Origin of the sequence: Bradyrhizobium sp. AC87j1 (assembly GCF_002936975.1) — a bacterium.
Taxonomy (GTDB): Bacteria; Pseudomonadota; Alphaproteobacteria; order Rhizobiales; family Xanthobacteraceae; genus Bradyrhizobium; species Bradyrhizobium shewense.
The window spans coordinates 24,719-38,383 of sequence record NZ_PTFE01000081.1 but is presented as its reverse complement, the minus strand read 5'-3'; the positions used below and the strand labels follow the sequence as shown (position 1 = coordinate 38,383).

The 13,665-nt window shown below is 58.7% G+C and carries 5 protein-coding genes, 1 tRNA gene and 1 pseudogene; 4 read left to right on the top strand and 3 right to left on the bottom strand.

Features of this window, described 5'->3' with window-relative positions; translation table 11 throughout:
• Positions 1–241 precede the first annotated feature (241 nt).
• A tRNA-Met gene (locus CV770_RS31095) sits at positions 242–318 on the top strand.
• On the opposite strand, the gene CV770_RS31090 is transcribed toward CV770_RS31095, so the two are convergent.
• On the bottom strand, positions 275–1,933 hold the full coding sequence (locus CV770_RS31090; protein WP_104465077.1) for a recombinase family protein: 1,659 nt from the start codon (positions 1,931–1,933) through the stop codon (positions 275–277). The two genes, CV770_RS31095 and CV770_RS31090, sit on opposite strands and share 44 nt — an antisense overlap.
• A gap of 1,880 nt (positions 1,934–3,813) precedes the next feature.
• Here CV770_RS31090 and CV770_RS44305 point away from each other — a divergent pair.
• From CV770_RS44305 to CV770_RS31065, 3 genes and pseudogenes are all read left to right on the top strand, one after another.
• Positions 3,814–4,001 (top strand): annotated as a pseudogene (locus CV770_RS44305) (pantoate--beta-alanine ligase); the annotation flags it as partial.
• Positions 4,002–4,986: 985 nt separating this feature from the next.
• A complete protein-coding gene (locus CV770_RS31075; RefSeq protein WP_104465076.1) occupies positions 4,987–8,091 on the top strand; it encodes an efflux RND transporter permease subunit in 3,105 nt (1,034 codons plus the stop codon).
• 1,760 nt (positions 8,092–9,851) lie between these two features.
• Positions 9,852–10,994, top strand: a complete 1,143-nt coding sequence (locus tag CV770_RS31065; protein WP_104465075.1) for an MFS transporter — start codon at positions 9,852–9,854, stop codon at positions 10,992–10,994.
• Between the two features lie 315 nt (positions 10,995–11,309).
• On the opposite strand, the gene CV770_RS31060 is transcribed toward CV770_RS31065, so the two are convergent.
• Both CV770_RS31060 and gmd read right to left on the bottom strand, forming a co-directional pair.
• Entirely contained in the window at positions 11,310–12,287 is a 978-nt protein-coding gene (locus CV770_RS31060) for a GDP-L-fucose synthase family protein (RefSeq protein ID WP_104465070.1), read from the bottom strand.
• The gene (gmd, locus tag CV770_RS31055; protein ID WP_104465069.1) at positions 12,268–13,353 is read right to left on the bottom strand and encodes a GDP-mannose 4,6-dehydratase; all 1,086 of its coding nucleotides are present in this window, start codon (positions 13,351–13,353) and stop codon (positions 12,268–12,270) included. The genes CV770_RS31060 and gmd overlap by 20 nt, the downstream gene beginning before the upstream one ends.
• Positions 13,354–13,665: the final 312 nt, after the last annotated feature.

Here is a 13,665-nt window from a genome sequence, read left to right as displayed (position 1 = left end):
GGATTTCACGCCTCTCGCGCCCTTCGCCTCTCCCCGCCTCCGGGTGAGGGGACTCTCCACGAGTCCGGTCCTCAAACGGGCAAATCCGGCGCCCAAATCGGCCTTTTCTCGCCGACTTGTCCCGCCGAAGTCTTGGCGAAGGCGGAAGCTTTTGGCGAAGGCGGATTGACTTCCCGCCGCCCCCTTCTTTATATGCCGCGCGTTCGCGAGATCGGCCGTAGTCGCCGTTCGCGATCCCTGTGGCGGGGTAGCTCAGCTGGTTAGAGCACGGGAATCATAATCCTGGGGTCGGGGGTTCGAGTCCCTCTCCCGCTACCACCTTTCCCCACACTCCTTTAACGTGGTTGGGATAGGCCTTTTCCCCGAGCAAGGCATTTATCCGGCCTGCTATCTCCACGGCTACACCACCTGGGCGAGCTGGATCGCGGAACACAGTCACCGTCTCGACCAGGTCTCTGATGGCTTCTGCGGCCTCTCCGTCGCCCGCACTGGCACCTTCTGCTAGTGCTTCTTCAAGCCGACCGAGTTGATCCTCGTATCGTTTGAGGATGGCCGGATGCAGCGCGACTTCCTTCGGGGCGAGCGGTTCACTCTGCAACTCCTCGGATATCCGCTTTCGTTTGGCATCCAGTGCGGTTGATCGCGGTCCGAGAACAGACGGATCGCCATGCCCTTTTGCGATCGCATCCACCAGTCGTTCGATTTCCCGGTTCAATTGCCCAAGCTGCTGCTCAAGGCGCTGCCGTTTTGCGTTTGCTGTAGCTGCGAGGCGCTTCCGCTCCTCTAGATATGTGCGCACGTACTCCGAAAGAACGTTCGGCGCACGCAATTCGGCCTTTAGCCCGCTGAGGACTGCGCTCTCGACCGTGTCTAAATAGAACGTCTTGGCGTCAGGACACGTGCCACTTTCGGTGGCCGCCGAGCAGCGAATCCGAACGCGCCCCGATTTGTCCCGTCCATTCGTTGCCATACCCGAGCCGCATGAACCGCAATGGAGTAAGCCAGATAGCATCCGACGGGGCCGACGTTGATGGCTGGGGTGGCCGTGGCTGCGCTCCCCTTTGCGTTGCTGGGCAGCTGTGAACAACTCTGGACCGACAATTGCAAGATGCGGCACTTCAGCAATCTGCCAATCACTCCTCGGATTCGGTCGTGACAGGCGCTTTCCCGAGTCGGGATCTTTCACCATCCTGACCTTGTTCCAAACGAGGCGCCCTACATAAAGCTCGTTCTGCAGAATTCCGGCGCCACGCTGAACGTTGCCATTGATAGTTGAAGCATTCCATGCGCGCCCCCGCGGAGGTGATACCCTTTCCTTATTGAGATCGTGTGCGATCTCGCGAGGCGTTCGACCGTCCACGTATTCCTGAAAGATGCGCCGGATCACTTGTGCCTCGGTCTCGAGGACGACCCGCTCGCCGCTTTTTCCGGCAACCGCGGCGTATCCGTATGTCAGGCCACCTCCAGCCAAACCTTGCTTGACCCGCCCTGCCTGGCCACGACGCACCTTGTGAGCGTTGTCTTCACGATAGAGTTGTCCGACCAAGCCGCGAAGGCCGACCAGCACGGTGTTGACAACACCTTCATGAACCGCACGGATCTCGATTCCGAGAAAAGACAGCCGCTTATGGATGCCTGCGAGATCTTCCATGTCGCGAGAAAGACGATCTAGCGCTTCGACGATTACCACGTCAAAGGATCTCTCCCGCGCTTGGTCCAACATCCGAAGAAGGCCTTCGCGTCCCATGACTGAGCCACCCGAACGGGCCCGATCCTCATAGGTGCTGACCACAGTTAAGCATTCGCGCTCGGCATAGCTCTGACAAAGTGAAAGCTGATCCTCAATCGATCTCTCGTTCTGTAGATCGGTTGAGAATCGAGCATAGATCGTCGCTCTTTTCCTTATCGTTTCGCTCGATGAGCTGTCTTTCATGATCTTCCCTCGCGGCCACACGGGCAAGTACTCGCGCGAGACGTAAGATCGCCTTGTCTGGATTCGTCTGCAAGGGAAAGTTGCGATCGGCTTCCCGCACGACCGAACCTTTAGGCCATCGCGCAGCTCAACGAGGTGCACGCACCTGCGCTGGGGCCAGTCGACAAGACGTGGGGGGAACTGATCATTTCGAGCATCCTGCTCGGATGAAAACTAGGTGCAACCGCCGCTATGAGCTCGTCGTGCAATCGGATGCCAAGGCGAAGAAAAAGAGAGGAGCCAATGGCATTGGCATTGCTTGGGCGGAATTGATGCCGCTGGGAAGCGCACGCCCTCTCCATCTACCGAATACCTGAGTGGAAACTCCAGGCCTCGCCAGAGTCGCGAATCAGATCCGTGCCTACTGTGAACAAGCCAGAAGCTCCTCATTGCCCCTCGCGATAAGCGGCGTCAGGCTTGGGTTCGGGGCAGGAGTGGTCGGCACAACGACTGGTTTTCACTTCAGTTTCTTTTTGGTAACTAGCTCAACCGACCAAATCTGGCGGGTGCCTTGCGGGACTTCTCTACGATAAAAGGCAGATCGCCCCGGGCAGTCGCCCAAGGGTGCTAGGTGGCAGCGTTGCAGTACCGCGACGCTGGCGAGCGAAGTGGCGCACGTGATAGGGACAGCGCTTTCCAAGGGCCTCTTCGACGAGCGCCGAGTCACATCGTCATTTAACTCCGCTGGCAGCGCGGAGCCGGTAGTTTCAGAGCTTTAAACAGCGCGGAGAGCCGGCCCGCGCTGCCTCCCCTCTAGACCTGCGGGCTCGGAATACTTCAAAACATTAACAGGTGAGCCATCCCCGCAGGATCTTTCGCCGCTTGTCGAGGAGCGGCCTCAAGTCCTGTTGCCGTTCCTAACTTGGACCGCTTCACGACGGCAGGACATGCCAGCTCGCGCCATCCGCGTTGTGACGAAATGCTGCGGCTGGCCGCATGTGGCCCCAAGGTTTCCGGCGAAGCGGATGCGGCAAAGTAGCGCATTTATCCACCGTCCCCCCGGTGGACATAGGCGCCGAGTCGCATCCGCTGCTTTCTCTCGAACTCGCCAGTTGCGTCTAGTTTTCGCGCCCTACCGGCTGATCGGCGTGATCGAATACTGCACGGTCGAAGAGCCGCACGAGCCGGAGGGCGTGAGGTCATAGCGGCGATCAGTCGCAAACGTGCTGTGGATTGGCTGAGCGTCAATCCGGCGCGTAGCGCCGGTGCGGCTGCCGCTGATCGCAAGCGCGCCGAATGGCTATTGTCCGAGGCGTAAACGTCGATATTGCTGCCGATGGCAAGCGGGCCACATGGCCTTTCGTTTTGTAAACTGCTGCGCAGCTCTGTCAGCTTTCGGTAAGCCAGCCCCGATAAGAAATCGTTGGTTAACGGGGGCGTGGCAGGGACAGCGCATGAGCTGAAGGACCACCATGTGCCGAGTCACGCTTCCGTTAAGCTCATTGCACGGCGGATGCGGCAGGATACTGCCTCATGATGCCCCAGACCGTCAGGCGCCGAGCCGCGTCGGCACTGCTTCCAACTCACGGATTAGTTCTCGTTCCGTCGATTTTGCTCGTTTTGCGAGCGATAAGCTCCCGATCTGCTTCTTGCCGTCACTTCAAGCTGAGTTTGGAGCAGTTAGCTGGGTGGCAGGTACAGCGCTGCCCCTGTGTATGCGTGGGGGACAAGCGCTGAGTCAAGTTCTGCTAAGTTCAACTGGCAGTGCGGGCGGGGTAGGGACAGCGTCTGCTCCAGCGCAACCAAACGACGCCGAGTCGCGTCCGCACTGCTTCCGATAATCATCAGCAACGCTCAGGAGGGAAAGAAACCTTCGTTGAACTGGGCGACTCGCGAATCCTCTGTGCGGAGCCTTCAGGCCTGGACATTTTCGCGGTGTCGCGACTGATGTATGCAAGTTGTTCAACACGGTACAGCCTGACGTCGCGTTTTTGGGCAGCAGGATTTTCAGCAACGCGCGGTCGTGCGTCGGATGGTAATTGATCTCAATCTCCCGATCGAGATCGTCACTACCAACCGTTCGCGAACAGGATGCGCTCGCAATGAGCAGTCGCAACCGCTATCTCAGCTAAGAAGAGCGTCAGCGGGCCCTTGCGATCAATCGTGGACTATCCGCAGCGCTCGACGAATTTCGCTCGGGAGAGTGCAGCGTAGAAAAAGCTGATTGCGGTCGCCAAGGGTCATTTAGAGGCAGTTGACTGCCCGCAGTATCTTGAACTTGTCGACGGTCACACGCTCAAACCCACCGACAGTCCACTGCGGCGCCCGCGGCGCTTTGTGTGGCAGCCTACGTCGGCTCAACGCGGCTCGTCGACAACGTAATATTGGGGTTGCGAACTCGGTAGCGCTATGCGGGGCTAAACCGCGCGCAGCATATTGAGCGGCAAGAAATGCTCAAGGCACTGCTCGGAAAAGGGGCGTCGAGCTCGTAGCCAAGGGCCAACTCCGAGGCGACTTCGTTTGGCGACTTAGCGAAGCGATAACGCGTGCGTACGGAATATTGTGGGACCGAGAACTTTGCGTCTGGTAACGTCAGAAGTTTCGCGCGGCTGCGACCACGCCCATTTCGACAAACCTTGGTATAGGGTTTTGCAGCCCATGCTATATTACCGACTTACCTTTGTAGAGTTGAGCACCGGTTTGGTCGTTTGTACTTTCGATGTCGAACCTGGATCCTTCGATCGACGGGGCGGCGCGAAACCTGAAACTGATACCTTGCTAGAAATAGTTGCGTTCGAATCAGGTGCGAAGACGAGACGCAGGGGGCTTTATCTTTAGAAGGTGCCGACTATTCGAGATCGTGATCGACATCAGAACAGCGGGTCAACATTCATTCGAGCGACGAAGATGGAGAAGCGGACGATTGGGAGTGTTATGCTCAGGAACGCGTGAGCCATTAGAGTAGCCGATAACGCTTCCCTCATACCACGGGCTTAGCGCAGTCGCCGCATTGATGATCGTTGCCGTGCGCGAGTTGCTGGCGAATTTGCATCCCCCATGAAATGCGAGTCGAGATGGCATTTACTGAGCTTTTCATCAGACGTCCGGTATTGTCTATTGTTATCAGTTCCTTGATTTTGCTGATCGGCTTGCGCGCCGCCACCGTACTGCCGATCCGGCAATATCCCAAGCTATCCAATACGGTCGTCACTATCACAACTTCCTATCCTGGCGCCTCCGCCGACCTGATCCAGGGGTTCATCACCACTCCCCTGGAGCAGGCAGCCGCCTCCGCCGAGGGCGTCGACTACATCAGTTCCTCATCGGTGCTCGGTACCTCCACGATCCAAGTCTACATCAAGCTCAATTTCGATCCCAACGAAGCACTCACCGAGGTGCTCTCCAAAGTTAATTCAGTCAAATACTTAATCCCGAAGGAATCAAACGATCCGGTCGTCACTAAGTCGACCGGTCAGACCACAGCTGTCATGTATATCGCCTTCTCCAGCGAGGAACTGGCGGCCAGCGCGATCTCCGACTACCTCACGCGCGTCGTGCAACCCGTTATGTCAACCGTCGACGGCGTCGCAGCGGCAGACATCCTGGGGGGCCAGAGTTTTGCGATGCGGCTATGGCTCGATCCTGGGAAAATGGCAGGGTACGGCGTGTCGCCAGCCGAAGTTTCGGCTGCAATCGCGGCTAACAACTTCCAGGCCGCGGCCGGTCAGACCAAGAGCTATTTCACAATCTCCGACGTCACGGCAAACACGGATCTGCGGAGTGTCGATGATTTCAAGCGCATGATCGTCAAAGCCAATGACGGTGGCTTTGTGCGCATGGAGGACATTGCGGTAATCGAGCTTGCCGCACAGACCGCAGACACTAGCGTCGCAATGAACGGCGAGCACGCGGTCTTTATCGGCGTTCAGGCGAGCCCGCAAGGCAATCCGCTAAACATCGTGCGAGGCGTTCGGGCGCTGTTTCCAGAAATGGAGCGTAACCTGCCGCCGTCACTGAAGATGAAAGTGGCATACGACTCCACCAAATTCATTCAATCGTCGATCGATGAAGTGGAGAAGACGCTCATCGAGGCCGTCGTACTCGTGGTGGTGGTAATCTTTCTATTCCTGGCCTCGCTGCGGTCGGTCATTATTCCTGTGATCACTATTCCGTTGTCGCTCGTTGGTGTCTGCAGCATGATGCTGGCGCTGGGGTTCTCATTCAATCTCCTGACTCTCCTTGCGATGGTTCTCGCGATCGGCCTCGTGGTCGATGACGCGATCGTGGTGGTGGAGAACATTCATCGCCATTTAGACGAAGGTGTGCCGCCCCCACAGGCTGCTATAAGGGGCGCGCGCGAGATCGTCGGCCCCGTTATATCCATGACGATTACCTTGGCTGCGGTGTATGCCCCAATCGGATTTCTCGGCGGCCTCACTGGTGCGCTGTTCCGCGAGTTCGCGTTTACGCTTGCGGGAGCGGTGATCGTATCGGGCGTGATCGCTTTGACGCTGTCGCCGATGATGTGCTCGCTCTTCCTGAGGCGCGCTGACGGGGGGCGGTTTGCAAAATTTGTGAACCGCGGGCTCAGCGCCGCGATACGATGGTACGGCCACAAGCTCGACCGCTCGCTCGACTATCGTCCGATTACCGGCCTGTTTGCGCTGACTATGCTGGGCCTCGTCGGTTTTCTCTATATGCATACTTCCAAGGAACTCGCACCCGAGGAGGATCAAGGTATCGTATTCGCTCTAACCAAGGCGCCGAAATACGCCAATATCGACTACCTCGACTATTACGGGGCCAAGCTCGAACACGCGTTCCAGAAATTTCCAGAGACTGACTTGAGCTTTGTGATCAATGGCGTTAGCGGCCAGCAGACTGGCATGGCCGGCATGCTGCTCAAGCCCTGGGACGAGCGCAAGCGATCATCGATTGCGCTAAAGTCCCTTGTCCAGGCTGAGCTGTCCAAAATCGAAGGCATTAACGCGTTTGCCTTTAGCTTGCCGCCGCTTCCTGGCGGTTCGGGTGGCCTACCAGTGCAGATGGTGATCAATTCGACGCTTGGCTTCCAATCCGTCTACGAGGAGATGTCGAAGCTGAAGGCTGCCGCGCGGAACAGCGGTCTGTTCATGGTGAGCGACTCCGACCTCGAGTTCAACCAGCCGGTGGTACGAATCAAGGTTGATCGATCTAAGGCCAACGAGCTTGGCATCACCATGCAGACAGTCGGTAACGCGCTCGCCACCTTACTTGGCGGAAACTACGTCAACCGCTTCAATTTACAGGGCCGCTCCTACCAGGTGATCCCGCAGGTGCCACGCGAGGTACGCCTGGCGCCGCAAGCAATCGGGAGCTATTATGTGAAGGCTGCGACGGGCTCGATGGTCCCGTTGTCTACCGTAGTCTCCATTGAGGCTGCGACCGATCCGAACGCGCTCACCCACTACAACCAGCTCAACTGCGCGACCTTTCAGGCCGTGCCGATGCCCGGCGTCACGATCGGGCAGGCCGTGGACTTCCTGGAAGCCGAGGCGAAGAAACTGCCCGTAGGCTTCAGCCACGACTTCCTCGCCGACGCCCGCCAATATGTGCACGAGGGTAACCAACTGGCCATTACCTTTGCATTTGCACTCATAATCATATTCTTGGTGCTTGCGGCACAGTTCGAAAGTCTGCGGGATCCCCTCATCATCCTGATCAGCGTGCCGATGGCAATCGTCGGCGCGTTGATCCCGCCATTCTTTGGCTGGGCGACGATGAACATCTACACCCAGGTGGGACTGTTGACCCTGGTCGGGTTGATTTCCAAGCACGGCATCCTGATGGTTGCGTTCGCCAATGAGCTGCAGCTCAAGGAGAGACTTGACCGTCGCTCGGCTATAGAGATGGCGGCGCGCGTCCGACTGCGTCCAATCTTGATGACAACTGCGGCAATGGTCACGGGCTTCATACCCTTGATGACCGTAACGGGAGCTGGCGCTGCGAGCCGCTTCTCGATCGGGCTCGTGCTCGTCGCGGGCATGTCCGTAGGCACGCTGTTCACGCTCTTCGTGCTGCCGGCGGTCTATGTCGCGATCGCGTCCGATCATCGTGCCGATGCGAGCTCCGGCCGCGCGAAGATCGCCGCCGAGCTCGACCTCACCGGCGCTGCTGATGCCCAGATGGTCAAGCAATGACGATAAAATCAATCAAGGATCGCTCAGTGTAGTGAGCGAAGCAGCCTGGAACGCTTCACGCTCCCTTACGCATCGAGATCTTCACGCCGGTGGTGCCGAGCTTGGCGACCATCAGGTGTTCGGTGAAGAACACGTGGGTGATCCGCGCCTGCTCCGCTAAGGCGAATTGCACCGGACTTAACGGCAGCGGGACGCTAAAACTCGACCTCGCCGGGGAGAAGAGAATTCATGCTCTCCTGTAAAAGACGGCGTTGCCACTTATGCCAAGGGCTCTTGAACGACAACTATTTGCTTCCGTCTGATCGCGTTGCGTTGCTAGCTGAAAAAGATGACGCTGGTTTGAACGCCTTTAGGACTAATTGACACGAGTTCAATTCCCTGGACCGAACGGGGCGAGAACGGTCGTCGGCAGGAGCCCCGTATACATGACCGACGCAGGTCATCAGTCTTCGTCAATGTCTACGTCCTTCTCGTCGATCCGAAGGGCCGGCGTTTGAGACGAGTGTTTCCCATCTTGCTTCTCTTGCCGGGCGTTGCGCTCGGCGGCCATGCCTTGACCTCGCTCCAGCCGGGCTGGATGAAATTCGCCTACACGATCATTATGTCCCTGATCGTGCTGCAAGCTGCGGGTTGACGCCGCCCCATCGAGCCAAGCTGGCGGATCGGCCTGCCATTCGGGTGGATGCTGGGTATCCTCTCGTTCGGTGACGACTATCTCCGGCCCTCCCTTAGCGATGTTGTTTAACAATCAGGGCTGGCTAAACACGAATTTCGCGCCGGCCTAGCCCTGGGTTCGCGTGGTGGAATCGAGCGTGCCCCCCCTTCGTCTACTATCACCACGGCTCGTTCCCGAGAGCGGCAGCTTGCTCTATGTTTTTATACCCAGTGTCATGCTTGACATCCTACTGGGCTCCTACTCATGCGCCGGCTTGATCCGGAGATATTTCGACGCATCTGCATGAGCTTTGATGGGGGCGGGCGTCGGTTTGTCACTGGTGATGATCGAGCTCGATCTAGTGCAGAGCGCCTGGGCTTATAACGTGAGGGGCGGCGATACTGATGGATCTGTGCCTGCTACACTTGCTCCTTACCAGCCACAGTCCAATTTGGTCGGAGCGACGGTCTCGGCGAACTGCGGATATCAGCGCTTGAACGATGCCGGCTGGCACTCGGTATCGAATGCGCGCGCGTCGTGGACCTGAGCGACGCCGACCTCTTCCGCGGCGCGAATGATGTCATGGAAACTACCTGGCCGCCTGAAACCAGGAATAATCGAATTTCAAAGTTAGGGGCCGACATTGACGGCTTCCGCGTGATAGCGGTCTTGTATTGGTCCCCCGAGTCAGCTCCGTTGCTCGTGATGAGAGCTCCCGATTTGCAAGAGCTGTTGGAAAACCTACGGCGGTGTTCGCGCCAAGTACACAGTGGCGTCCGGCACCGTTGGCTTTGCGGGGTTTGTAGCATTTGCGACAAAGCCTCAGTGAGCGTTGCGCCCCCGGCCGTTGTCGCAGATCAAAAAACTGTCACCCTCTTATGGCCAGCTTAACCGGAAAGGGATAGCCGAAACACCGTATCCACGGGCTCGACGATCACCGCCCGCTCGCCTAGTGACGTAGTCCAGTTGTTCTTGTGACGGCATTGCATTTGCAGGGATAAAGAATGCCGGCTTGAGGCCATCATTGTCGATAGCGTCGCTTTAGGCGATGTGCGCGCAGGGTGAGGGGCGTCGCGCTCGCGAGCCCGTTCTCTCAGGAGCGCCCGTGATACTTTCTGGTAATTGGTCAGCCGGCCTGCTTGGGACACGGCTCGCATTTTTTGTGGCCGGAGTCGGCCTCGCGGCTTGGGCGCCTTTGGTGCCACTCGCCAAGGAGCGGCTCGCGGTCGATGACCGCATGCTTGGTCTTCTGCTGCTCTGTCTCGGAACGGGATCCGTCATCGCGATGCTTTCGACCAGCGTATTGAATGCGCGGTACGGCAGCAAGCCCATTATCCTCGCGGGTGGACTTGGACTCGCGATTATGTTGCCGTGCCTTGCAATTGCCGACACACCTGTCAGGCTCGGTGCTACGCTGTTTGCTTTCGGCGTTTCACTCGGCTCGATCGATGTAGCCATGAACATTCATGCGATTGAATTGGAGCGCGACACGGGCCGTCCATTGATGTCTGGCTTCCACGCTCAGTATAGCATTGGGGAATTCACCGGCTCTGCCGCCGTGACCTCGTTAATGTCGCTGCAGCTTGGCCCGCTTTTTTCGACGTTGGTCTGTTCGGCGTTAATGACGATCGCGATTGTATCGGCCTGGCCGGGGTTGCTCGCGGTGGGGTCGGGGCAGCAGGCGCCATCGTTTGTTTTCCCCCATCGCAGTGTGTTGCTAATAGCTGTGCTCGCGGCTATCACCTTTCTTGTCGAAGGTGCAATGCTCGATTGGAGCGCTTTGCTTCTCGTCGAACGAGATCTTCTCGCGGAAGCGCACGGGGGCATTGGTTGTATGCTCTTCTCAATCGCAATGGCCGGAGGGCGTCTCAGCGGAGATGCCGTGGTGGCGCGAATCGGAGACCGTGCCACATTGATGCTCGGGACTCTGCCGATCGTAACAGGCTTCTTGGCTGTGGTGGCGGCGCCCGTTGCGTTGATCGCTATGGCGGGGTTCCTGCTTATTGGATTGGGTATTTCAAATGTTGTACCTGTGCTTTGTCGACGCGCCGGCAAACAGAAAATGATGCCAGCGGGCGTTGCGATCGCGGTCATCACGACAGTCGGCTATGCGGGTATACTCGTTGGGCCCGCCGGCGTTGGGCTCGTCGCACACATGTTTGGCTTGCGCTTGGCGTTTGGGGTGTTGGGCGCGCTCATGTCCATCGTTACGCTGTCGGCGAGGATGATGATGACAGACCATCGCTAAGGCGTTGGCCGAGACGAAGGGACACCAGTACGCTTCCGGCTAATGAGCGTCCAGCGGTCGGCGATTAGCGGCTTAGAGACGATGAGCTCTCAACCTCATGGTAGCAGGTCTCGGTCATGGCCATTCTCCTTTTCCTGCAAGTCGTTGGCTGCGTCGTAGGTAGGATACACCGCGTCACTTGGGTTCTTGGCGTCCGACCGAGGCCGGTCGTTGACAATGAACGCTTGTCAACTGCGAAGCCAAGTTGGTCGTTACGTGGGCGGCAAGTCCGCTAGGCTGGACATTCACCGCCGATTGCGACCTAGGATTGTCCCGTTATTCCGGAACAGGCAGATCACTCTGGTGCCGTCCATCGTTGTCGGCGCGATATGCCCGGTATGCCAGCTGAATGCCGTCCTCAAGCGAGGTCATGGCGCGCCAGCCGAGCCCGGACAGCCGCCCGACGTCGAGCAGTTTGCGCGGCGTGCCGTCAGGGCGCGACGTATCAAAGCTGATCTCACCGCGAAAACCGATAGCGGCCGCGACCAAGAGTGCTAACTCGGCGATGCTGATGTCCTCGCCGGTACCGATATTGACAAGTTCCGGTGAGGAATAGGTCTTCATCAGGTGAATGCAGGCGTCGGCGAGATCGTCAACGTAGAGCAATTCGCGGCGCGGCGTGCCGGTGCCCCAGACCACCACGCTTCTCGAGCCCGCGAGCTTCGCCTCGTGGAAGCGGCGGACCAGGGCGGCAACTACGTGGCTGTACTCGGGATGATAATTGTCGCCGGGACCGTAGAGATTGGTCGGCATCACGCTGATGAAGTCGCTGCCATACTGCCTGCGATAGGCCTCCGCCATCTTGATGCCGGCGATCTTGGCGATCGCGTAGGGCTCGTTGGTCGGCTCCAGCGGGCCTGTCAGCACCGAGTCCTCGCGCAGGGGCTGCGGCGCGAGCTTCGGATAGATGCAGGACGAGCCGAGGAACATCAGCTTCTCGGCGCCACTTTGCTGCGCGGCCTGAATCACGTTCGCCGCGATCGCGATGTTGTCGTAGATAAACTCGGCGCGCAGCGTGTCGTTGGCGACGATGCCACCCACCTTCGCGGCGGCGAGGAATACGACCTGCGGCCGAACCCGCGCGAACCAGTCGAACACGGCGGCCTGGTTGCAGAGGTCGACCTCACGCCGGTCCACCGTGACGATCTTGACGTCCTCGCGCGCCAACCGGCGCACTAGCGCGCTGCCAACCATGCCACGATGGCCGGCGACATAGACGCTCTTGCCGGTCAGCTCAAACGCTGCGCTTGCCATGGACCGCGTCCCGTTTCGCCTCGGCAAGGTCGCTCGCCATCATCTCCTCGACGAGCTGGGCAAAGGTCCGCTTCGGCTTCCAGCCGAGCTTCTCGCGCGCCTTGCTGGCATCGCCGACCAGGAGATCGACCTCGGTCGGCCGGAAATAGGTCGGATCGATCTTCACCACGGTCTTGCCGCTCTTGGCGTCGACCCCGGTCTCATCGACGCCCGTGCCGCGCCATTCAACGCGGCGGCCGACCTGCGCGAAGGCAAGCTCAACCATCTCGCGCACCGATCGGGTCTCGCCGGTGGCGAGCACGAAATCGTCCGGCTTGTCGGCCTGGAGGATCATATGCATGCCCTCGACATAGTCTTTCGCGTGGCCCCAGTCGCGCTTGGCCTCGAGATTGCCGAGATAGAGCGTCTGTTCGAGACCCACCTCGATGCGGGCGACACCCCGGGTGATCTTGCGGGTCACGAAGGTCTCGCCGCGAATCGGACTCTCGTGATTGAACAGGATGCCGTTGGACGCGAACATGCCATAGGCTTCGCGGTAGTTCACCGTGATCCAATAACCGTAGAGCTTGGCGACGCCGTAAGGCGAGCGCGGATAGAACGGCGTCGTCTCCTTCTGCGGGATCTCCTGCACGAGGCCGTAGAGCTCGGAGGTCGAGGCCTGGTAGAACAGCGTCTCCTTCTCCATGCCCAGGATGCGGATCGCTTCCAGGAGGCGCAGCACGCCGATCGCGTCGGCGTTCGCGGTGTATTCGGGGCTCTCGAAGCTGACGGCGACGTGGCTTTGAGCTGCGAGATTGTAGATCTCGGTGGGGCGGACCTGCTGCATCAGGCGGATCAAATTGGTCGAATCCGTCATGTCGCCGTAGTGCATTAGGAACCGCACGTTGCCGGCATGCGGATCCTGGTAAAGACGATCGACGCGCGCGGTGTTGAACGAGGACGACCGGCGCTTGATCCCATGAACGGTGTAGCCGAGACCGAGCAAATACTCGGCGAGATATGCGCCGTCCTGCCCGGTGACGCCCGTAATTAGCGCAACGCGCCGCTTTGAGTCCTGAGCCGCCATGGTCTCTCTTAGTTGCGCCGCAAAGAGCCTCGCTGTGAAACACCATTGCGAAGCCGTTTCTCGAAAAATCTAGATGCGCACGCGCGCTCCACCCGCAATCAAAGGAAAGCGATCGTTAGCTCCAGTCATACACACCATGCAGGAATGCACACTATATACATTGATTTATATTTGGACTGAAGGATGCCAACACATTGAGCGTCAAAAAATGAAGCCCAGTAACCCTAGCAGCGCGATAGTCCTAAGGCGAGATGGATGGCAAAACGCCCTTACGCGCGCCCGGGGCGCGCTTGCCCTGGGCGGTATTTCAAT

Excerpts from the sequence above, each read along its gene's own strand:
- gmd (WP_104465069.1), bottom strand. The coding sequence starts at position 13,353 with ATGGCGGCTCAGGACTCAAAGCGGCGCGTTGCGCTAATTACGGGCGTC.
- CV770_RS31060 (WP_104465070.1), bottom strand. The coding sequence starts at position 12,287 with ATGGCAAGCGCAGCGTTTGAGCTGACCGGCAAGAGCGTCTATGTCGCC.
- CV770_RS31075 (WP_104465076.1), top strand. The coding sequence starts at position 4,987 with ATGGCATTTACTGAGCTTTTCATCAGACGTCCGGTATTGTCTATTGTT.
- CV770_RS31090 (WP_104465077.1), bottom strand. The coding sequence starts at position 1,933 with ATGAAAGACAGCTCATCGAGCGAAACGATAAGGAAAAGAGCGACGATC.